At 49.5% G+C, this 22081-nt stretch carries 22 protein-coding genes; all 22 read left to right on the top strand.

The genetic code is table 11. The features are described from left to right. Positions 1-162: 162 nt before the first annotated feature. The 22 genes from CF651_RS30785 (at position 163) to lysS (ending at position 21821) form a co-directional block, all read left to right on the top strand. Entirely contained in the window at positions 163-942 is a 780-nt protein-coding gene (locus CF651_RS30785; RefSeq protein WP_094018690.1) for a vWA domain-containing protein, read from the top strand. Further along, positions 926-1846: a protein kinase domain-containing protein gene (locus CF651_RS30780; RefSeq protein ID WP_245856223.1), complete on the top strand. Its 921-nt coding sequence runs from the start codon at positions 926-928 to the stop codon at positions 1844-1846. The genes CF651_RS30785 and CF651_RS30780 overlap by 17 nt, the downstream gene beginning before the upstream one ends. A 38-nt stretch (positions 1847-1884) precedes the next feature. Next, positions 1885-3285 (top strand): tRNA lysidine(34) synthetase TilS, encoded by a 1401-nt coding sequence (gene tilS / locus CF651_RS30775; protein ID WP_094018689.1) that lies wholly within the window; start codon positions 1885-1887, stop codon positions 3283-3285. Between the two features lie 78 nt (positions 3286-3363). Further along, on the top strand, positions 3364-3903 hold the full coding sequence (gene hpt / locus CF651_RS30770; RefSeq protein WP_094018688.1) for a hypoxanthine phosphoribosyltransferase: 540 nt from the start codon (positions 3364-3366) through the stop codon (positions 3901-3903). Between the two features lie 70 nt (positions 3904-3973). Further along, on the top strand, positions 3974-5920 hold the full coding sequence (gene ftsH / locus CF651_RS30765) for an ATP-dependent zinc metalloprotease FtsH (protein ID WP_094018687.1): 1947 nt from the start codon (positions 3974-3976) through the stop codon (positions 5918-5920). Between the two features lie 282 nt (positions 5921-6202). Continuing rightward, complete coding sequence (nadA, locus tag CF651_RS30760; RefSeq protein WP_094018686.1) at positions 6203-7141, top strand: quinolinate synthase NadA; 939 nt, start codon at positions 6203-6205, stop codon at positions 7139-7141. A gap of 39 nt (positions 7142-7180) precedes the next feature. Then, positions 7181-8794 carry an L-aspartate oxidase gene (gene nadB / locus CF651_RS30755; RefSeq protein WP_094018685.1) on the top strand — a complete coding sequence of 538 codons (1614 nt, stop codon included), beginning with the start codon at positions 7181-7183 and terminating at the stop codon, positions 8792-8794. Then, positions 8787-9656 (top strand): carboxylating nicotinate-nucleotide diphosphorylase, encoded by an 870-nt coding sequence (gene nadC / locus CF651_RS30750; RefSeq protein ID WP_094018684.1) that lies wholly within the window; start codon positions 8787-8789, stop codon positions 9654-9656. The genes nadB and nadC overlap by 8 nt, the downstream gene beginning before the upstream one ends. After that, on the top strand, positions 9653-10417 hold the full coding sequence (locus tag CF651_RS30745) for a type III pantothenate kinase (RefSeq protein WP_094018683.1): 765 nt from the start codon (positions 9653-9655) through the stop codon (positions 10415-10417). The genes nadC and CF651_RS30745 overlap by 4 nt, the downstream gene beginning before the upstream one ends. Positions 10418-10461: 44 nt before the next feature. After that, positions 10462-11331 carry an Hsp33 family molecular chaperone HslO gene (gene hslO, locus CF651_RS30740; RefSeq protein WP_094018682.1) on the top strand — a complete coding sequence of 290 codons (870 nt, stop codon included), beginning with the start codon at positions 10462-10464 and terminating at the stop codon, positions 11329-11331. Positions 11332-11397: 66 nt separating this feature from the next. After that, a complete protein-coding gene (locus CF651_RS30735; RefSeq protein WP_094018681.1) occupies positions 11398-12327 on the top strand; it encodes a peptidylprolyl isomerase in 930 nt (309 codons plus the stop codon). A gap of 108 nt (positions 12328-12435) precedes the next feature. Continuing rightward, positions 12436-13374 (top strand): cysteine synthase A, encoded by a 939-nt coding sequence (gene cysK, locus CF651_RS30730; protein ID WP_094018680.1) that lies wholly within the window; start codon positions 12436-12438, stop codon positions 13372-13374. Positions 13375-13539: 165 nt separating this feature from the next. Beyond that, the gene (locus tag CF651_RS30725) at positions 13540-15036 is read left to right on the top strand and encodes an anthranilate synthase component I family protein (protein WP_425436372.1); all 1497 of its coding nucleotides are present in this window, start codon (positions 13540-13542) and stop codon (positions 15034-15036) included. A 12-nt stretch (positions 15037-15048) separates the two neighbouring features. After that, complete coding sequence (gene pabA / locus CF651_RS30720; protein WP_094018678.1) at positions 15049-15630, top strand: aminodeoxychorismate/anthranilate synthase component II; 582 nt, start codon at positions 15049-15051, stop codon at positions 15628-15630. Beyond that, positions 15627-16517 carry an aminodeoxychorismate lyase gene (gene pabC / locus CF651_RS30715; protein WP_094018677.1) on the top strand — a complete coding sequence of 297 codons (891 nt, stop codon included), beginning with the start codon at positions 15627-15629 and terminating at the stop codon, positions 16515-16517. The genes pabA and pabC overlap by 4 nt, the downstream gene beginning before the upstream one ends. A gap of 78 nt (positions 16518-16595) precedes the next feature. Next, complete coding sequence (folP, locus tag CF651_RS30710) at positions 16596-17417, top strand: dihydropteroate synthase (protein WP_144029141.1); 822 nt, start codon at positions 16596-16598, stop codon at positions 17415-17417. A 31-nt stretch (positions 17418-17448) separates the two neighbouring features. After that, entirely contained in the window at positions 17449-17811 is a 363-nt protein-coding gene (gene folB, locus CF651_RS30705) for a dihydroneopterin aldolase (protein ID WP_094018676.1), read from the top strand. 4 nt (positions 17812-17815) lie between these two features. Continuing rightward, a complete protein-coding gene (gene folK, locus CF651_RS30700) occupies positions 17816-18319 on the top strand; it encodes a 2-amino-4-hydroxy-6-hydroxymethyldihydropteridine diphosphokinase (protein ID WP_094018675.1) in 504 nt (167 codons plus the stop codon). After that, positions 18304-18513, top strand: a complete 210-nt coding sequence (locus CF651_RS30695) for a helix-turn-helix domain-containing protein (RefSeq protein ID WP_094018674.1) — start codon at positions 18304-18306, stop codon at positions 18511-18513. The genes folK and CF651_RS30695 overlap by 16 nt, the downstream gene beginning before the upstream one ends. Before the next feature lie 24 nt (positions 18514-18537). Further along, a complete protein-coding gene (gene dusB / locus CF651_RS30690; RefSeq protein ID WP_094018673.1) occupies positions 18538-19554 on the top strand; it encodes a tRNA dihydrouridine synthase DusB in 1017 nt (338 codons plus the stop codon). Positions 19555-19745: 191 nt separating this feature from the next. Beyond that, the gene (greA, locus tag CF651_RS30685) at positions 19746-20222 is read left to right on the top strand and encodes a transcription elongation factor GreA (protein WP_094018672.1); all 477 of its coding nucleotides are present in this window, start codon (positions 19746-19748) and stop codon (positions 20220-20222) included. A 102-nt stretch (positions 20223-20324) separates the two neighbouring features. Beyond that, positions 20325-21821, top strand: coding sequence for a lysine--tRNA ligase (lysS, locus tag CF651_RS30680; protein WP_094018671.1), 1497 nt, complete (start codon positions 20325-20327; stop codon positions 21819-21821). Positions 21822-22081 lie beyond the last annotated feature (260 nt).

Below are 22081 nucleotides of genomic sequence, written 5' to 3'. Positions count from 1 at the left end.
GTCCATGCAGCCGTAACTTTTTCAGTGGCCTCCCTTGAAGGGGATGCCTTTTTTGGTGCGTAGACCGCAGAAAAGTCGAATTGGCCCCGCCTTGTGGTTGGTTTAGGAGAAGGAGAAAATGGAAAAACTAGGAACAAAACCATGTAAAGGACGGGGAAACCGATGAAGCAAATTATACTGATTACCGATGGATGTTCTAATGTAGGCCTGAGTCCGGTTGTTGCAGCGGCGCACGCTAAGGGGGAGGGCATTGTCGTCAATGTAATCGGCTTGATCGATACAAGTGTCTTGGGTGAGCACGGTATCGATGAAGTGAACGAAATAGCCCAAGCCGGAGGCGGCATGAGCCGTCTGGTCACCGTAGACCAGCTGTCACAGACGGTACAAATGATGACTAGAAAAACGGTTGTTCAGACGATTCAGCAAGCGGTTGGCAAAGAACTGCAGCATATTTTGGGCGACTCCCGACTCGAAAGTCTTCCGCCGGATAAAAGGTCCCAGGTGGTTCAGGTCATGGATGAGCTGTCGGAAACAACAGATCTTGATATTGTTTTGCTTATTGACACAAGTGCGAGTATGAAGCCGAAGCTTGCGGCCGTGAAGGAATCGATATATGATTTGCAGCTCAGTCTCCAGGCGCGCTCCGGGTACAGCCGAATGGCAGTGTTTCACTTCCCGGCTTCAGTTTCAGGTCAAGAGGAGGTCGAAATGGATCTGAACTGGACCAGTGACCTTGCAAATCTGAACCGTTTGTTTTATAAATTAAACATGAAGGGTACGACCCCTACAGGACCTGCCCTGCTGAAGGTGATCCAATTCATTACAACCACGGCCGCTGTTGACGATATATATAGTAGGAAAGGCGGCGCTGCAGTGGACCAACCCGTGCGTGACAGCGCGCCTAAAGTCAAGGATGGGATGCTGAGTGACTACGTCGTTTGAGCAAGGGGTGTCTTTTGGCACTATCATACAAGGAAAATGGCATAAGCGCGAGTACCGGGTCGAGCGGCTGCTGGGAGAAGGCGCCAATGGCAAAGTGTACCTCGTGAGGCGCGGAAAGCAGACCTATGCGTTGAAGATCGGATTCGATACGGTCGATCATCAATCCGAGGTGAATGCGCTGAAGGCCCTGTCAAAGTCCAATACATCCTTTAGGCATTATTTGTTGGACGTAGATGATTTTCATTATCAGGGACGTGAGCTTCCCTTTTGCGTGATGCGTTACGTCAAGGGGCAGACGATGTCCGACTTTGTGATACAGCGTGGTCAAGATTGGGTATATATTATTGGAACGAATCTGCTGCGAAAGCTGGTCGAGCTTCACGGGCAGCGTTACATTTTCGGTGACCTGAAGGTAGAGAATATGCTGGTTTCCGGGTATGGCGATGTGGAGCTGATAGATTTCGGCGGTGTAACCCCGATGGGCCGGTCCGTGAAGCAGTTTACGGTGGTATACGACCGGGGGTATTGGGGCGGCGGATCCCGTTCCGCAGACGAGGCCTATGATTTGTTTGCGTTTGCTGTGCTGCTCATTAGCGGTACGGCTACGGCAGCCGTGCGGAAGCAAGGTCTGCAGCAGGTGCTGCCGCAAAACCGAAATGTGCATACGCTTCTCGACATGCTGCATGCAAACAAACATTTAAGCCATGTCGAGCCCGTTCTGCGCAAAGCGCTTATGGGCCAATATGCATCTTCCGGCGAGGCGCTGGCCGAATGGCGCAAACAAAGCTATCCGCGGCCTGTGCTTGCGGCCCGTGCGATGCGGGGCTCCATGCTGAAGCTTTGCTTTGCAGCATCGCTGCTGCTGTTTGGGTTTACGGTTTACTTGTTCTGGCCCTTGCCTTAAAGGTGATGTTAGAAGCGGCCTGCGAAAGGATATGTCAGATGGATTTAGTGGCTAATGTAGAGATGGATGTGAGAGAGCAGCGGCTATTGCAGGCAGGAGACCGTATTCTTGTAGCGGTTTCCGGGGGACCGGATTCCGTTGCGCTGCTGCATATCCTTTTTTTGCTTTCCGGAAGATGGAACTGGAAGCTGACGGTAGCTCACGTCAATCACTTGTTTCGGGGCGAAGAATCGGAACGGGAGGCGGCATTTGTAGCACAATGGGCGGAGCGTTTGGGCATCCCCTGTGAAGTTGGCCGACTGGACGTGCCTCAATATATCGAGGATACGGGTAAAAACCCGCAGGCGGCCGCCCGGGAGCTGCGTTACGGCTTCTTGCATCAAGCCGCTTCTTTGCATGGCGCGAACAAGATCGCCTTGGCCCACCACGCGGACGATCAGGCGGAGACGATGCTGATGAGACTACTGCGAGGGACAGGGCCTGCAGGGCTGGCAGGAATTCCTGTACTTCGCTCGGAACAAAAAGTGGAACTTGTGCGCCCTCTTCTTCGTATATATAAGTCAGAAATTGTGACGTACTGCGAGGCTGCCGGGTTAACGTATTATACGGACAGCAGCAATCTGGACACCAAATATTTTCGCAATGAGATTCGCCTCGAGGTGCTCCCTTATTTGCAGAGGTACAATGCACAGCTGCCCCAGTCCTTAAACCGTTTATCTCAGATGATGACGGTGGAAAACGACTATTTGGAACAGCAAACTAGGGACTTGTGGGAACAAGGCGTAGCCCAAGAAAGCGATTTCGCTAAATGGTCAAGAAATTGGTTTGCCCGGGTACATGTCGCTTTACAAAGGCGTTTGATTAAACTAATATTAAATTATCTTGCTTTGGAAGGGGATTCCATAGATTTTCTGAAGCTAGAGCAGATCCGTGAGGCCATCGTGAGGGACGAACCCTCGAACTTGAGCCTCTACCTGGGCAACGACTTGGTTTTGACAAGGGAATATGATGGGATTATGATACATAATTATGTGGTACCCCCTCTCCCATATCAATATCCCGTTCATCGGGGCCAACCTTGTTTGGACATCCCGGAGACGGGAATGCGGATTGATTGCCGCTGGGGTTCAAGAGAGAGCGTCTCAAATGATCAGCAGCGCAGCGCAAGCACGACTTTATTCGATGCCGATCACCTCGCCCTACCGCTCCAGGTACGCAGCAGGCAGGAGGGAGACCGGATGCAATTATTTGGACTAAACGGCTCCAAAAAGGTGAAAGATATTTTCATCGATACCAAAATACCGCCGAGCCAAAGGCAGCGGATACCTGTTGTCACGGATGCGTTGGGCCGGATTTTATGGCTGCCGGGGGTACGCCGATCTTCTCATGCCCCGGTGACCGACAAGACCGAGCGTTTTTTACAAATGACCTTCACATGAAGAAAGCCCGCTTTCCTCGTGTTAAGATAGCAAGATCCACAGTAAGAGCATAATTCAATTTCAGTAGGAGGTTCTCTCTTGCAAAACGACATTCAAGAAGTACTTTACAGCGAGAAGGAAATTCAAGACAAGGTAAAGGAGATGGGCCAACTATTAAGCCGTGATTTTGAAGGACGCAATCCATTGGTTATTTGTGTACTCAAGGGTGCGTTTATTTTTATGGCGGATTTGGTCAAGCAAATTACAGTTCCCCTCGAAATCGACTTCATGGCCGTATCCAGCTATGGGCAATCGACTAAATCGTCGGGTGTAGTCAAAATTATTAAGGATTTGGACGTTCCTGTAGAAGGCCGCCACATTCTGATTGTTGAAGACATTATTGATAGCGGACTGACCTTGAGTTATTTGATTGATGTTCTGGAGCGGCGCAATGCGCTATCCATTACGGTAGCTGCGCTTTTTGACAAGCCGGGGCGTAGAACGGTCGATTTGGATGCAGACTATAAAGGGTTCGTTATTCCCGATGCATTCGTTGTAGGTTATGGTCTGGATTATGGTGAAAAATACCGTAACCTGCCGTATGTAGGCATTTTGAAGCCTGAGGTGTACTCCCATTAGCATTTCTTGTGATGCCAAGACTTGCTGTGGTACAATAAACAAAGTTGCCGTTTTTGAGAGGAGGTAGGGGATGAATCGAATTATTCGCAATACAGGCTTTTATTTGCTCATTTTTTTGGTCACCGTCGGTATCGTTCACTTTATCAGCACACAGAATGATCAGAAAGACGTGATTAGCTACGATAAGCTCCGACAGGCCTTAGTTGAAAAAAATGTGGACTCGGTCAGTTTAAGATATGACGGACAAACATACTTGGTTCGCGGTAAGTATAAAACGCCGCCGACGCCGGATAAGAAAAACTTCGAAACCCGCGCTCCGTATGACCAAGAAACTGTGAACCTTGTTGAGAAGAGCGAAGTACCGAACATCGTCATTGAGAAGATGGAAGGGGACAATATCTGGATTAGCTTCCTTACCTCCATTATTCCGTTTGTGATCATTTTCATCCTGTTCTTCTTCCTGATGAATCAGGCGCAGGGTGGCGGCGGTAAGGTGATGAATTTCGGTAAGAGCCGAGCCAGACTCTACAATGAAGAGAAGAAACGTGTGACCTTTGAAGATGTGGCGGGGGCGGATGAAGAGAAGCAGGAACTCGTAGAAGTCGTTGAGTTCTTGAAGGATCCTCGTAAGTTTGCTGCTGTAGGCGCAAGAATTCCTAAAGGGGTTCTTTTAAATGGTCCTCCGGGAACGGGGAAAACCTTGCTGGCACGTGCTGTAGCCGGCGAAGCAGGTGTTCCGTTCTTTAGTATAAGCGGTTCCGACTTCGTTGAAATGTTTGTCGGTGTCGGTGCATCCCGTGTCCGTGACTTGTTTGAGAACGCCAAGAAGAATGCTCCTTGTATTATTTTTATAGACGAGATTGATGCTGTAGGTCGTCAGCGCGGCGCCGGCTTAGGCGGCGGACATGACGAGCGTGAACAGACGCTCAATCAACTCCTGGTGGAGATGGATGGATTCGGGGCTAACGAAGGAATCATCATCGTAGCTGCAACGAACCGCCCTGACATTCTGGATCCCGCATTGCTGCGTCCGGGGCGTTTTGACCGCCAGATTACGGTGGACCGTCCGGATGTCAAAGGCCGCGAAGCCGTACTGAAAGTACATGCTCGCAACAAGCCTTTGAACAAAGATGTGAAATTGGATGTGCTGGCACGGTTTACAACAGGCTTTACAGGCGCTGACCTGGAGAATCTGTTGAACGAAGCCGCACTGATTGCAGCACGGCGCAACCGGAAAGACATTTCTATGGAAGAGCTGGACGAAGCCTTCGACCGCGTTATTGTAGGTACGCAGAAGAAAGGCCGCGTCATCAGCGAACGCGAGAAGCGCATGGTGGCTTTCCATGAAGCGGGTCATACGATTATCGGTTACCATTTGGAAAACGCCGATATGGTTCATAAGGTTACGATCATCCCGCGGGGGCGTGCAGGCGGATACGTCATGATGCTTCCGAAGGAAGGCGAAGACCGGATGATGAACACCAAGAACGAGCTGCTGGACAAAGTAACCGGATTGTTGGGCGGCCGTGTATCCGAGGAGCTGTTTATCGGCGAAATCGGTACAGGAGCTTACAGCGACTTCCAACGTGCAACAGGCATCGTTCGCAAAATGATTATGGAGTACGGGATGAGCGATAAGCTCGGACCGATGCAGTTCGGCAACGTTCAAGGCCAAGTGTTCTTGGGTCGGGATTTGGGTCATGAGCAGAACTACAGTGATGCGATCGCCTATGAGATCGACCAGGAAATGCAGACCATTATCCGCAGCTGCTATGCGAGAGCGAAAGAAACGCTCGAGAAGTATTCGGATCAGGTACGCCTGATTGCCGAAACGCTGTTGGAGAAGGAAACGCTCGAGAAGGAACAAATCAAGCAACTGATCGAGAACGGCAAGCTGGATGACTCGAACGGCACCGAAGTGAAAGTAAACATCGTTAGTCAGCAGCAAACGGCTGAAGCGAACAAACTTGATTTTGACAAGCCTGCTTCGGAAGAAGATAAAGGCGATAAAGAATAATAACATGAGCTGTGCCTTACAGGTACAGCTTATTTTTTTGCCACCGGAAGTATGGGTTAAAAATGAGCGTTGGACGAGAAACTAGACTTAAGAGATCATGTGGGGAAGCCATTGGAAGCCGAGCGGACTATTCCGTCATTTTTGTAGGTATTTGAGGATTGACACTAGAAGGGATGTTGTGTAAATTAGGTGTAAATCTTTAAACATTATGTGAACATTTTCACGAAGTAGGTTCTTGTACATTAAAGGGGCAACGGTAATTTTAGGAAGGACGGTGCAGCCGTGGAGGCATTAGCCTTGGAGCGCAAAGAGGAACAGAAGCGCGAGTTGAAGGAACGTATATTGCAGCTGAAGAAAGAACGCAATGCCATTATTCTTGCTCATTATTATCAAAGAGATGAAATTCAAGAGGTAGCTGATTTCCGCGGCGATTCCTTTTTGCTGGCACAAAAAGCAGCATCGACAGATGCGGAAGTGATTGTGTTCTGCGGGGTTCATTTTATGGGAGAGAGCGCGAAAATTTTGGCTCCGAACAAGACGGTGCTGATTCCGGATGAGCGTGCTGGCTGTCCTATGGCCGATATGGTAAATGTAGACGGACTTCGTGCGCTGAAAAAGCAGCATCCTAATGCGAAGGTTGTAGCCTACATTAACACGTCGGCAGAGGTGAAATCGGAAACCGATATTTGCTGTACGTCGGCTAATGCCATTAAAGTGATCGAATCCGTTGATTCGGACGAAATCATATGGGTGCCTGACAAGAACCTGGGTGATTATGTTGCTAAACATACAAGCAAGAAAATGATTATTTGGGAAGGCTACTGCAACACACATGATATGCTGACCGTCAAAGATGTAGAGGAAATGAAAGCTCAATATCCAAACGCTCAGTTCGTGGTCCATCCAGAGTGCCGTCCGGAGGTTGTCAAGCTGGGTGACTTTGTAGGAAGCACCACCGCCATCATTAAATACTGCAAGGAATCCGATTGCCAGGAGTTTATTGTAGGCACAGAGGACGGTACCGGCTACCAGCTGCGCCTCGATAGTCCGAACAAAACATTCCATTTTGCTACGAAATATTTGGTTTGTCCGAACATGAAAGTGAATAACTTGAAAAAAGTCGTTCGTTGTCTGGAAACGATGCAGCCACAAATTTATGTACCGCCGCATGTTGCGGATCAAGCTAGAGCATCCCTGGAGCGCATGTTACAAGTGAAGTAGCATGCGCTACTCTCTTGTAAGAGAAAGGTGAGCGTACTGATGATACCACGTTATTTAGTTGATTTTGATATTCAGAACCTGCCTCAAGTACATACGGATGTGATGGTCATTGGCGCCGGCATTGCCGGTCTTTTTACTGCAATTAAAGCCAGCGAACGCTATAAAGTGCTTATGGTGACGAAAAAATCGCTGCTCGATAGCAACACGCGGTATGCCCAAGGGGGCATTGCTGCAGTTATTTCCGACGAGGATTCGCCTGCGTACCATCGCGAGGATACTTTGGTCGCCGGGGCAGGGCTCTGTTCACCGTCGTCTGTTGATGTGCTCGTACACGAGGGTCCTGACGGTGTGAAGGATCTGATTCGAATGGGTACCCAATTTGATTTGGAGGACGGCGAATTTGCTCTGACGAAGGAGGGCGCTCACAGCCAACGGCGTATTTTGCATGCGAACGGTGATGCTACGGGTGCGGAAATTGTGCGTGCTTTGTCAGAGAAGACGAAGCAGGATCCGAACATTCAAATATGGGACGATCACTTTGTAATCGATTTGATTACGGAGAACGGAGTATGCTATGGCGCGCTGGTCCAAAGCCCCGAGGGGCAGAAGATTTTCGTGAAAGCGAATGCGACAATTCTGTGTACTGGCGGCGCGGGCCAACTGTTCCGATATACGACAAATCCGGACATAGCAACCGGAGATGGCATTGCCATTGCTTATCGTGCCGGAGCTTTCGTTCAAGATGTGGAGTTCATTCAGTTTCATCCGACAGCCCTTTGTTATCCGGGTGCTCCGAGGTTTCTTGTGTCAGAAGCGGTGCGCGGCGAAGGAGCTGTTCTGCGGAATATTAATGGGGAGCGCTTTATGGAGCGGTATCACCATCAATTGGAGCTTGCCCCGAGGGATATTGTGGCCAGGGCAATCGTGGATGAGATGGAGCATACGAAGTCCACTTTTGTCTATATCGACTTTACGCATGAATCGGAAGAGACGGTTAAGCATCGTTTTCCGACGATTTATGAATTTTGCCTGAACTACGGGCTGGATTTGTCCTCTGACTGGATACCGGTGGCGCCGGCAGCTCATTATATGATGGGTGGGGTCAAGACGGATTTGTACGGAGAGACGGCAGTGAGCCGTTTGTTTGCATGCGGCGAAGTGTCCTCTACAGGTGTACATGGAGCGAATCGACTGGCAAGCAATTCATTGTCGGAGGCCATTGTGTTCGGGCGGCGCATTCTGGAGCGTATTCACCAGCTGACGCCGTTGAACCATACACCTTCCGTCACAGGAGAATGCCTGCGGACCGAGCATGCCAAACAGCCGATTGTGGAGAAGAAATTAAAACTGCAAAAAATTATGCTGCGCTACGCGGGCTTGAAACGCTCGGCCGAGGGATTGGAGAAAGGGCATGAAGAGCTGAAACGTCAGCTATCGATCTTCGATTCCTGTCTGTCCAAAAGGGAGGAATATGAGTTCGCCAATCTGCTTACCTGCGCGCTTTTGACGACGGAGGCCGCGCTGATTAGAGAAGAGAGCCGCGGGGGACACTATCGGGAAGATTTCCCTGAGAAAAATGATCTCGTATGGAAAAAGCATACCGTCTTCAACCGCGAGCACGGCATTACGGAGGGACGTATTGACGATGTATGAGCTGCCTCAAGAAACGATAAATAAATGGCTCCGGCTGTGGCTGGAGGAAGACATCGGGATGGGCGATGTGACGACGATGACCACGATCCCTGCGGACCAGCAGTCCAAAGGGGTTATTCACGTCAAGGATCAGGGAATTATCGCAGGGCTTCCTGTGGCCAAAGCGGTCTTTGCTCTTGTCGATCCTGATTTAAGCTTTACCGCAAAGGTTAATGAAGGTGATGAGGTTCGTTATGGAACCGTGTTGGCTGAGGTTAGCGGCAGCACACGCAGCATTTTATTGGGGGAACGGTTGGCGCTGAATTTAATGCAGCGGATGTCCGGGGTAGCGACTCGGACGAAGCAGTACGTTGCTGCGATACAAGGATTGCCTGTTCGGTTAGTGGATACCCGCAAAACAACACCGGGTCACCGGCTGCTTGAAAAATATGCGGTCCGCGTCGGAGGCGGCCACAACCACCGCTTCGGTCTTTTTGATGCAGTTATGATCAAAGATAATCATATCAAGGGCTCCGGCGGCATTGCGGAGGCCATTCGTGCAGCACGCGCTCAGATTCCGCATACGATGAAGATTGAAGTTGAGGTCGAGTCCATGGAGCAGCTGGAGCAGGCCTTGACGGCACAGCCTGATATTATCATGCTCGACAACATGACGCCGGTGCAAATGCGGGAGGCGGTTGTACGCATGAAATCGGCTGCTCCGCATATTCTGGTAGAAGCATCGGGCTCGGTCACGCTGGAGACGATCCGTTCAATTGCGGAAACGGGTGTGGATGTCATTTCAGTAGGCCGGTTGACGTATTCTGTGCAAGCTCTGGACATTAGCCTGGATTTGAATGCTCAGAAGGGAGTACGGTCATGATTCTGGTGGTTGACGTTGGAAATACGAATATTGTGCTTGGCATCTATGAACGGAAGCAGCTGCTTCATCATTGGCGCCTAAGCACGAACCGGTCCAGTACCGCGGATGAGTACGGAATGACCATTTATAATCTATTTCATCATGCCGGAATTGAACTGGATCAGGTGGAAGGCGTCATTATCTCCTCTGTTGTGCCGCCGCTGATGTTTGTTTTGGAGCAGCTCTGTTCAAAATATTTAAAGAAGACCCCGCTCATTGTCGGCCCGGGGCTTAAGACGGGATTAAACATTCGTTACGAGAACCCGCGTGAGGTGGGAGCTGACCGGATTGTGAATGCCGTCGCTGCTATTGAGCTTTATGGTTCTCCCTGTATTGTCGTCGATTTCGGGACGGCTACAACTTTTGACTACATCGATGCGTCAGGTCAGTATATTGGCGGTGCCATTGCTCCGGGAATCGGGATTTCGACAGAAGCGTTGTACCAGCGTGCAGCCAAGCTGCCGCGAATTGAGCTGGTCAAACCCAAAAGTGTCGTAGGGCGCAACCCTATTTCATCCATGCAGGCGGGCATTATCTATGGCTTTGCCGGTCAGGTGGATGGGATTGTTTCCCGTATTCAGGAGGAATATGCAACTCAGGCCAAGGTCGTGGCAACGGGGGGATTGGCGGAGCTCATCTCCAGCGAATCCCGTACGATTGAAGTGGTCAATCCGCTGCTTACCCTACAGGGCTTGCAAATCATTTATGAACGCAATCAATAAGGATGGGGGACCGTCCTATTTTTCAAGATGAAAGGGTTACTCTCATGCGCGATTATTTAATTAGAGCTACAGCTATGGAAGGTAAAGTTAGGGCTTTCGCGGTTTGTTCCACAGCGATTGTCGAGGAGCTGAGCAGACGTCATCAAACGACGCCTACGGCGACTGCTGCTTTGGGTCGTACCGTTTCTGCGGGCCTCATGATGGGGGCTATGCTGAAGGGCGAAGAGAAGCTGACCCTTATGGTCAAAGGGGGTGGCCCCATCGGCCAAATCGTCGTGGATGCTAACGCAAAGGGCGAGGTTCGCGGCTATGTGGACAATCCCGATGTCGATCTGCCTTTGAATGCAATAGGCAAGCTGGACGTAGCGGGAGCCGTCGGGACGGATGGCTTTTTGAACATCATCAAAGATTTGGGTCTGAAAGAGCCGTACCGGGGCAGCATTCCTATCATCTCGGGAGAGCTGGCTGAAGATTTCACCTATTATTTTGCCAAATCCGAGCAAACGCCCTCGGCGGTAGCATTGGGTGTATTGGTTGACGTGGATTACAGCATTAAGGCCGCAGGCGGATTCGTCATTCAACTGCTGCCGGGCTTGAAGGATGATGAAATTACACAGATCGAGACGATGCTGTCGCAGGTGGAGCCTGTGACGACGCTGTTGGATCAGGGTCTGACGATGGAGCAGATTTTGGGCCGCGTGCTTCCGGATGTGGAAGTACTCGAAGACATGGAAGTCCATTTCCGCTGCAAATGCTCCAAGGAGCGGGTAGAGCAGACGCTGATTTCCCTTGGTCGGTCCGAGCTTGAGCAGCTGCTGGATGAGGATGGTCAGGCTGAAATTGTCTGCCACTTCTGCAATGAGAAATATTTGTTCGAAGCCGAGGATCTGAAAGCTATAATAAATCAATTGTAAGCGGACGATATAGATGGAGAAGAGAGTCCAGAATAATGAGAGAGTGACCATACGAGGGGATTAGGCATGCGAAACATGAAGATATTGTGGGGAGTCATTGCGGTACTGCTGATTACCGTAGCTATCCTTTCCTCCGTATTGTTTGCCGATTTCTTTAACCAATCCAATGTTGATATGAAGCCGCAGACGGATAAGAATCCTTCTACCCAAGTCGTCGCAACAATCGGGGACAAGACGATCACCAGCAAAGATTTGGAACAGCAGTTGATGCAGAAGCACGGTCGTGAATTGTTAACACAAATGGTGGATCATGAAGTCATTCGCATGGAAGGCAAAGCACGAGGCATGAATGTGGAAGAAAGCGAGATACAAAAAGAGCTGAAGCGGATGCAGCAAGGGTACGACAGTGAGGCTCAATTTTACGATTCGATGAAGGAACAGCTGGGCATGTCACCGGAGGCATTGAGAGCCGATGTGAACGACAAGCTGCTGCTTGAAAAAATAGCAACGGCGGGGATCAAAATTTCGGATGAACAGATCGATGCGTATATCCAGTCCCATGCCGAGGAGTTTAAGTCCAAGGTCCAGCTTCGGCTGTTACAAATCGTAGTAAGCTCCAAGGATCAGGCTTCGAAAGTAACGGCTGATCTTGGAAAGGGAATGGATTTTGCACAAATCGCAAAAGAGCGGTCTCTGGATGATGCCACCCGCAGCAGCGGCGGCGATTTGGGGTGGGTAGAGGAGGGGGACCCTTTTCTGCCTGTACCTTTGATGAAAGCGGCCGCGATGCTAAAGCCTGGTGAGGTGAGCAAGCCGATTGAAGCGAATGGGCAAATCTATGTTCTGAAGCTGAAGGATCGCAAGGAAGATCCCAAGCTGAATAAAGATGCCGTTAGGGAAACGGTGCGTAAAGAAATGGCGCTGAGAGAGGCACCTCCGATAAAAGAAGTAATGAAGAAACTGCGGGAGAAATGGCACGTCGTTATGACATTATAAGGGAATTGCATATTGACAACCATCTCAACCATTGATAAGATGTTTATAGAATACCTACCAGTTTACTCGGATATTATCTATAACATGATCTTTTAGGAGGATTTCAGGATGGCTAAATTAGTTCAGAGCGTAACAGAATTAATCGGGGGTACACCACTCGTTAAATTAAACCGGGTCGTGCCGGAAGGCAGTGCGGAAGTGTACGTAAAGCTGGAGTACCAAAACCCGGGTGCCAGCGTCAAAGACCGTATTGCCATCAGCATGATTGAAGTGGCTGAAGCAGAAGGCAAACTGAAGCCCGGCGATACAATCATTGAGCCGACAAGCGGTAACACAGGCATTGGCTTGGCTATGGTTGCAGCAGCTAAAGGCTACAAAGCGATTTTGGTTATGCCTGAAACGATGAGCTTGGAGCGTCGTAACCTGCTTCGCGCTTATGGAGCCCAATTGGTTTTGACACCTGGAGCGGAAGGAATGAAAGGTGCTATCAAACGTGCGGAAGAGCTTCAAGCGGAGAATCCTTCCTACTTCATTCCACAGCAATTCAAAAACCAAGCGAACGTGAAGGTTCACCGTGAAACGACGGGCCCTGAAATCGTTGAAGCGATCAATTCCCACGACGGCAAGCTGGATGCCTTCATTGCGGGGATTGGAACCGGCGGTACGATTACAGGTGCAGGCAGCGTACTGAAAGAAAACTTCCCGAATATTCAAATTTACGCTGTTGAGCCGAGCGCTTCCCCTGTTTTGTCCGGAGGCAAGCCAGGTCCTCATAAAATTCAAGGTATTGGTGCAGGCTTCGTACCCGACATCCTGAACACCAACATTTACGATCAAGTTATTCAAGTGGATAATGATGATGCTTTCGAAACTTCTCGCCGTGTTGCGAAAGAAGAAGGTATTCTCGGCGGAATTTCTTCCGGTGCTGCGATTTTTGCTGCATTGAAGGTTGCTAAAGAATTGGGCGCAGGTAAAAGAGTCGTTGCAATCATTCCAAGTAACGGTGAAAGATACCTCAGCACCCCACTGTATCAATTCGAAGAATAGTCACTCTTGTACTCGGGCCCTTCAATTTATTGAGGGGCTTTTTTTCATAAGCGATATCAAGTATACTAAGTCCAAACTTATATGGGTAAAACCAATCGAGGAGGGTCGTTCTGCGTGACTTTGATCACCTATGAACAATGGCAGCTATGGACAGGTCGCTATACGATGCTTCCTTATGTCTGCAAGTATCCCCTGGAGGCGGATCGGGTCCTCTCCTGGGAGAAGGCGTGGGAACAAGCCTATCCGGGATCTTTCGTATTGGAAAGCGGCAAAGGCGGGCGTTATACGCTGCTCGGTTTGCGCCCCGTATCTTCGATCAGGGGAAAGCATTTGCGGGGGACAATTCAGCAGGATGGCTCGCCTGACGTTCATGTAGAAGGAGAGCCCTTGGAGCTGGTCCGGCAGTGGATGGAGCCGTATCGTGCTCCGCACGTGGACGGGCTTCCTAAGCTGTTGGGGGGCTGCGTAGGCTTTTGGGGCTACGATGTGATCCGGTCTATTGAGAAGCTGCCCTCCTTGGCGGCCGACGACCTGCCTGTGCCGGATTATGCTTTTGCCCGATTTGATCGGCTGTGGATTATTGACCATGAACATAAAGAATTGTATTGCTCGGCACATGCATACTGGGGACAGGCGGAGGACTCCGCGGGCAGGCTGCAGCAGTTGTATCGTGAGATGGCAGAGGAAACAGAGCGCATGAAACGGCAATGGGACTTGATTGCGGCAGTCAACAGCTCCGGACCGCACCTGCAGGCGCGTGAAGCGATGCAGGAGAAGATGCAAGCTGATCAGCTGCAGGTAGACATGAACTCGATTACGGATATTCGAGCGGACTTTCCTGAAACGGACTATATCCGTGCGGTGGAACGAATTCAGGAATATATCGGGGCAGGCGATGTATTTCAAGTGAACCTATCCGTCAGACAACATAAGCACCTGAACCAGCGTCCGGAGTATATTTATGAATGGCTTCGGCTCGTGAACCCGTCTCCTTATATGGGCTTCATGCGGTTTGATGATTTTCAGCTCGTATCCGGCTCCCCGGAGCTATTGGTACAGTTGGAAAAGGGAACGGTACGGACAAGACCGATAGCCGGTACACGTCCAAGAGGGAAGAATGCTGAAGAGGACAGAAAACTGGCGGATGAGCTGATCCACCATGAGAAGGAACGGGCTGAGCACATCATGCTGGTGGATCTGGAGAGAAATGATCTTGGCAAAATTTCCACCTACGGCACGGTGAAGGTGAAAGATTTTATGGTGATCGAATCTTACTCCCATGTCATGCACATTGTGTCGGAGGTGGAGGGGACACTGGCGCCAGGCAAGCAAGCGTACGATGTGATTGCAGCGGCGTTTCCGGGTGGGACGATCACTGGGGCTCCCAAAATCCGCACCATGGAAATCATCGAAGAGCTGGAGCCTGTACGCAGAGGTCCCTACACGGGCTCTATGGGCTGGATTGACTATAACGGCGATATGGAATTTAATATCATTATACGTACTTTGGTGACGGCAAATGGGATTGGTTACGTGCAAGCGGGTGCCGGTATCGTTATCGATTCCATACCTGACAAGGAGTACATTGAATCCATCAACAAAGCGAAGGCGATGTGGAAGGCGATCCAGTATAGTGAAGCAGCTGAAAAAAAATTAGTATAGGGGGCTTTTCTCATGATCCTGGTCATTGATAACTATGATTCGTTTACGTACAATCTGGTACAATATTTAGGAGAGCTTGGAGAGCAGGTAGAGGTAAGACGGAACGATGAAATCGATCTTGCGGGTATTGAGGCCCTCAAGCCTGATCATATTTTGATTTCTCCAGGACCTTGCACCCCCAATGAAGCGGGCATTAGTTTGAGCCTGATTGAGCATTTTAAGGGGAAGATCCCGATTTTGGGAGTGTGTCTGGGCCATCAATCCATCGGTCAAGTGTTCGGCGGGGAAGTCATTCGGGCGGAACGGCTTATGCATGGTAAAACATCTCCTATTTTGCATGATGGCAAGACCCTATTTAAAAATTTGCCATCTCCATTTACGGCGACCCGTTATCATTCATTGATTGTCAACAGAGAGACGCTCCCCGACTGTCTGGAGATCAGTGCGGAAACGGCAGAGGGCGAGATCATGGGACTTCGTCACAAGGAGTATCCAATCGAGGGCGTACAGTTTCATCCGGAATCAATTATTACCGATCATGGCCTAACCATCCTGCGTAATTTCTTGAACGAAACGGTTGTGAAGCAAGGGTGAACATCTACGTTAATGGAACGATAATAGAAGAAGAAAAGGCCGTGGTCTCTGTATACGACCACGGTTTTCTTTACGGCATGGGCTTATTCGAAACGTTCCGTACATATAACGGACAACCTTTTTTACTGGATCTTCATCAACGGAGGCTGCTGGCAGGCTGTAAGCAGCTCGGAATCGCCTATAAGCCGCAGGCAGGGGAATGGGAGGACATCATAGCGGACCTGCTGCTTGCTAACCATCAGCTTTTGTCAGGGAAGGATGCTTATATCCGATTTACGGTCACCGCGGGACAGGATATTCTCGGTCTGCCTGCTGGCGAGTATACCCATCCTCACGTCGTTGTTTATATTAAAGCCATTCCGCCGAAGGACAAGGAGCTTTATCGCACAGGGAAACCGCTGCAGCTGCTCAAGCTAGCCCGCAACACCCCAGAAGGCCCGCTGCGTCTGAAATCGCTCCATTATATGAACAATATACTGGCCAAGCAGGAGATGCGGCAGTATCCCTGGGCCGGGAGTGCAGAAGGACTTTTTACGGACTCATCCGGCAGCCTGGCGGAAGGGATTGTCAGTAATCTCTTTTTTACTCGAGAGGGAAAGCTGTTCACACCCGCTTTGGAAACGGGGATTCTCCCCGGTATTACGAGGGACTATGTGTTGGCTTTAGCTGAGCGAGCGGGAGTGCAGACAGAGGAAGGGTTCTTTACTTGGAGTGAACTCCTCCGGGCCGATGAAGTTTTTATAACGAACTCCATTCAGGAGATCGTGCCGGTGACTTCGTTGTTCGACGCGCAAGGGAACTGCAGACGGGTTAGCGAAGGAACAGCAGGGTCGCTCACGCGAAGGTTCATTCAATTATATGAACGGGATACATCATTGTTAAGCTAGGAGGAATTGCGGATGTCAGAGCTTGGAATAGCCGAAGGTGTTGTGCCGAACGGGTTGGTTGAAAGCAAACGGCGAGTTATGGACTGCAACGGGATCCCTTTGCGATTAGACCGCGGCACTGTAATTATGGGTATTTTGAATGTCACACCCGATTCTTTCTCCGATGGCGGACGGTATGCTCGTCCCGAGGCAGCAGTGGAGCAAGCTCGGACGATGATTGCTGAAGGAGCGGAGATCATTGATATCGGAGGGGAATCGACCCGTCCGGGGTCTGCTCCAGTTTCCTTGGAAGAGGAATTGAACCGTGTACTTCCCGCCATTCGTGCTTTGAGGGAAGCGGGAGTGCAGGTTCCGATATCCGTAGATACCTATAAAGCGGAGGTAGGTCGGAAGGCACTTGAGGCTGGAGCCCATATGCTCAACGATATTTGGGGCTTGCGCAAAGATACAGAGATGGCTAAAGTAGCGGCAGCCTACGGTTGTCCGATTGTGATCATGCATAATCGGTTGGAGGCGGTGTATGATAACTTTATTCCAGAGGTACTCCAGGATTTGCAAGAGAGCATCCGCCTGGCTCATGAGGCCGGAATCAAAGACAGCCAGATTATTTTAGACCCTGGCATCGGTTTTGCCAAAACCTATGAGCACAACCTTCAATTAATGAATGAGCTTCACCGTATTGTCGCCATGGGGTATCCAGTATTGCTTGGCACCTCCCGCAAAAGCATGATTCGGACGGCACTTCAGCTCCCTCCGGATGATGTCGTAGAAGGTACGGCAGCAACCGTAACGATGGGCATTGTCCAGGGCTGCGAGATCATGAGGGTTCATGACGTCCGGGCGATGAAGCGTGTTGCCGTAATGACGGATACGATTGTAAGGCATCGGTTGTCTTTGTAACCAATTCAATAGGGGATGGGGGGAGTAAATAATGGATAAAATCGTGATGAAAGGAATGCAGTTTTACGGATATCACGGCGTGTATCCCGAAGAGAATAAGCTGGGCGCACGGTATCAAGTAGACGTAGAACTGCATATGCCGCTGGATCAGCCCGGTACAACGGATTCGATAGACGATACCATCAACTATGCGGAGGCGTATCAAGTCATTAAGGACATCGTCGAGCTGCAAGTATTTCAACTTATCGAAGCTTTGGCAGAACATATTGCATCTCGGCTTCTGCAAACTTATACTGGTATAAATGAAATTACCGTACGCGTACTGAAACCGCATCCTCCGGTTGCTATGTTTTTTGATGGTGTATCGGTTGAAATTCACAGAAAGCGGGCATAAGTTTATGGGCTCAAAGCCTTTATTTTACGCGTACATTGCTCTGGGCTCGAACATGGGTGACCGAGAGCGATTTTTACAGGATGCCATCAGGCAGCTGGACACTCATGAGGAGATTGCGGTTTCCGGCCGTTCGGGTATTTATGAAACCGAGCCCGTCGGCGTCGTGGATCAGGATCCTTTTTTGAATATGGTTATTGAAGTGGAAACTTCACTTTCAGCTCAGGCGTTGTTCGACGTGATGGTGCGAATCGAATTGGAATTGGGACGAACGCGTGAGCTGCGCTGGGGACCAAGGACACTGGATTTGGATCTTTTGCTGTATCAGGATACGGTTCAGGACGATCCGTTTCTTATTTTGCCTCACCCGCGGATGCTGGAGCGTGCATTTGTGATGGTTCCGCTCGTAGAGGTGATGCAGGAACGCGGGGCCGAACAAGCTGCCTTTATGGCTGCACATCTAGAGCAACTGGATGGAAAGGAAGGCGTTATCTTATGGAAAAAAATATGACAGCCCAACGTATACGGGCTTTCCGTAAATTAAAAGGCTTTACCCAGAATCAGCTGGCTGATCAGCTTGATGTCTCTATTGCCATATTAGGTGCAATCGAGAGGGGAACACGAAAGCCGGATCCCAAAATCATCAGCCGAATTTCAGAGGTGCTTGGCATTGATCCCGAGGAACTTTTGTCGGTGGCTAAATAAACGGTTTGCAAAGGAGTGAGGATAATGTTGAAGATAGGAAACGTAGAAGCGCCCAACCAGGTTGTGCTGGCTCCGATGGCCGGTGTCTGCAATCCGGCCTTCCGGCTGATCGCCAAGGAATTCGGCTGCGGCTTGGTCTGCGCGGAAATGGTAAGCGATAAAGCCATTCTGCATGGCAATAATCGCACACTGGAAATGCTCTATGTAGATGAGCGGGAGAAGCCGCTTAGTCTGCAAATTTTCGGTGGAGATACGGAGACGCTGGTCGAAGCTGCAAAATATGTCGATCAGAACACGGATGCCGATATCATTGATATTAATATGGGGTGCCCGGTACCCAAAATTACAAAATGCGATGCGGGGGCCCGTTGGCTGCTTGATCCGCCCAAAATCGAACAAATGATCGAAACCGTAGTTAAATCCGTGAGCAAGCCGGTGACGGTCAAAATGAGAATCGGTTGGGACGAGGATCACATCTATGCCGTGCAAAATGCCAAAGCGGTTGAGAACGGCGGCGGAGCGGGGGTATCCGTTCATGGACGTACACGGGTGCAAATGTATACCGGGCATGCCAATTGGGACATTATTAAAGAGGTTAAAGATTCCGTTTCCATCCCTGTTATCGGCAATGGTGATGTAACAACACCGGAAGATGCCAGACGGATGCTCGATCAAACGGGTGTGGATGGGGTTATGATCGGACGTGCCGCGCTAGGTAATCCTTGGATGCTCTACCGCACCATTCAATATTTAACCAACGGCGAGCTGCTGCCTGAACCGTCAGGTCAGGAAAAAATTCGCATCGCGCTGCTTCACATGGACCGGCTGGTCGATTTAAAAGGCGAGCATGTGGCGGTCAAAGAAATGCGCAAGCATCTAGCTTGGTACCTCAAAGGCTTGAAGGGCTCCGCGCGCGTGAAGGACCTTATTATGGAACAAACGAAGCGGGATGCGATGGCCCAGGTTCTGCAGGAATTTGTAGCTTCCATGGAAGGCAACGGTACGGAAGAAGCGGTCCAAGCGTCATCAGCAATTCACTAAAATCAGCCCGTGTGGGCTATTTGGCTCAGATTGACATTTGTATAGGCTTGCAATATAATCAGGCAATAGTCGTACCCTAAGCGGATCAGTCATCAGGATCTCGATCGTTAATATATTATTTATAAGTGAATTCATAGTCGAAGGAACAGCTCGAAATATGAAAATCTTTCACATGACAGGAGATCGTTGCAATGAGTGAAAAGGAAGTCATCCTGACGCAGGAAGGTTTAAAGAAGCTTGAAGAAGAGCTTGAACAACTTAAATCCGTGAAGCGCCGTGAAGTTGCGGAAAGAATCAAAGTAGCGATCGGCTATGGCGATATCAGTGAAAACTCAGAATACGAAGATGCGAAGAACGAGCAAGCTTTTATCGAGGGTCGTATTATGACACTGGAAAAAATGCTTCGCAACGCTCGTATCATTAATAACGACGATGTGAATACCGATACGGTAAGTGTAGGCTCTATCGTAACTTTGAAGGATTTGGAGTTCGGTGAAATTGTGGAATATAACATTGTCGGTACTGCAGAATCCGATCCGTTTCAAAATAAAATTTCCAACGAAAGTCCGGTTGGTAAAGCCATTCTTGGCAAATCGAAAGGCTCTGTAGTCGACGTAAACGTTCCAGCGGGCGTCATTCAATATGAGATTATCGATATTAAGAAATAATTGGTTTTTTCCAAACCTTGACTTTCAACAAAAGCTTCCTCTGGAAGCTTTTTTAGTGTTAAAGAATGAATATTGCACAAAAATTGAGAAGGAGCTGTAAGCATGACGGTAGAACAAGAAATAAACGAGTTGCTGCAAATCAGACGGAACAAATTGGACGAGCTTCGTGCACTGGGTATTGACCCTTTCGGGCAAAAATTTGACCTCACGCATCACGCGGCCGAGCTTTTCAAAGCTTACGACGACGTGACGAAGGAAGAATTGGATGAGAAAGCAATTGAAGTGAGCATTGCAGGACGTATCATGCAAAAGCGCGGCATGGGAAAAGCGGGCTTCGCCCATGTGCAGGACATCACAGGCAAAATTCAAATTTATGTTCGTGAGGACGCAGTAGGCTCAACCAAGTACCAAGCCTTTGATATGCTGGATATCGGGGATATCATTGGCGTAAAAGGCGTTATGTTCAAAACCAAAACAGGTGAATTGTCCGTTAAAGCGAAAAATGTAGAGGTGCTTTCGAAATCGCTGCTGCCTTTGCCTGAGAAGTATCACGGCTTGAAGGATGTTGAGCTTCGTTACCGTCAGCGTTACGTGGATCTGATCATGAACCAGGAAGTGCAGGAAACGTTTATTTTGCGTTCCAAAATCATTCAGTCCATGCGCCGCTATCTGGATTCCCGTGGATACCTGGAGGTGGAAACGCCGACGTTACATGCCATTGCAGGCGGTGCATCCGCCCGTCCGTTTATTACACATCACAATGCTCTCGATATGCAGCTCTATATGCGGATCGCAATTGAGCTCCACTTGAAGCGTCTGATTGTCGGCGGCATGGAGAAAGTATACGAAATTGGCCGTGTATATCGGAATGAAGGCATCTCTACGCGCCATAATCCCGAGTTTACTATGATTGAATTGTATGAGGCCTATGCCGATTACCTTGATATTATGAAGCTGACGGAGGAAATGGTTGCTCATATCGCACAAGAAGTATTGGGGACGACCAAAATTAACTACCAGGGACACGAGGTTGATTTAGCTCCGCAATGGAGACGCGTTTCTATGGTGGATGCCATCAAAGAAGTCGTTGGTGTGGACTTCAGTCAGCAAATGACAGACGAAGAAGCTCACAAGCTGGCCAAAGAGCATAAAGTGCATGTTGAGCCTATGATGACCTTCGGTCATATTGTAAACCAATTCTTCGAGACTTTCGTAGAAGAAACGCTGATCCAACCTACTTTTGTGTATGGACACCCGGTGGCAATCTCGCCTTTGGCTAAAAAGAATGAGCAGGATCCTCGGTTTACGGATCGCTTTGAGCTCTTTATTGTTGCTCGTGAGCATGCGAATGCTTTCACTGAGCTGAATGACCCGATTGATCAGCGGGAGCGCTTTGAAGCACAGCTCGTAGAGCGTGAGCAAGGCAATGATGAAGCGCATGAGATGGATGATGATTTCATCCGGGCGTTAGAATACGGTATGCCGCCTACAGGTGGCTTGGGTATTGGGATTGACCGGCTGGTTATGCTTCTAACCAATTCCCCGTCCATTCGTGACGTGCTGCTGTTCCCGCTTATGCGTGAGCGTCAAGGAGAATAAAACGTTTTGTAGCGGGGCGTACCTTTACAGCTTGGATGCTGGAGGTACGCTTTTTTTGTATCCAATAAAAAGCATTTGCTTTTTGGAATTCAATTTGGTATATTACTCTTTGTCGCTTCGGAGGCAGCAACGTTTGCAGGATGCTCGATCTCGGGGCATGATCAAATGTTTGAAAAAAAGACTTGCAATTGAGTAGGCGAATGTGTTATATTATAACGGCCCCTTATACACATCTCCGAGCCACCGAGACTAAGGGAAAT

This window comes from Paenibacillus rigui (assembly GCF_002234615.1).
Taxonomy (GTDB): domain Bacteria; phylum Bacillota; class Bacilli; order Paenibacillales; family NBRC-103111; genus Paenibacillus_S; species Paenibacillus_S rigui.
Note: the sequence above shows the minus strand (reverse complement) of the source record. Positions and strands in the feature narration are given on the sequence as shown.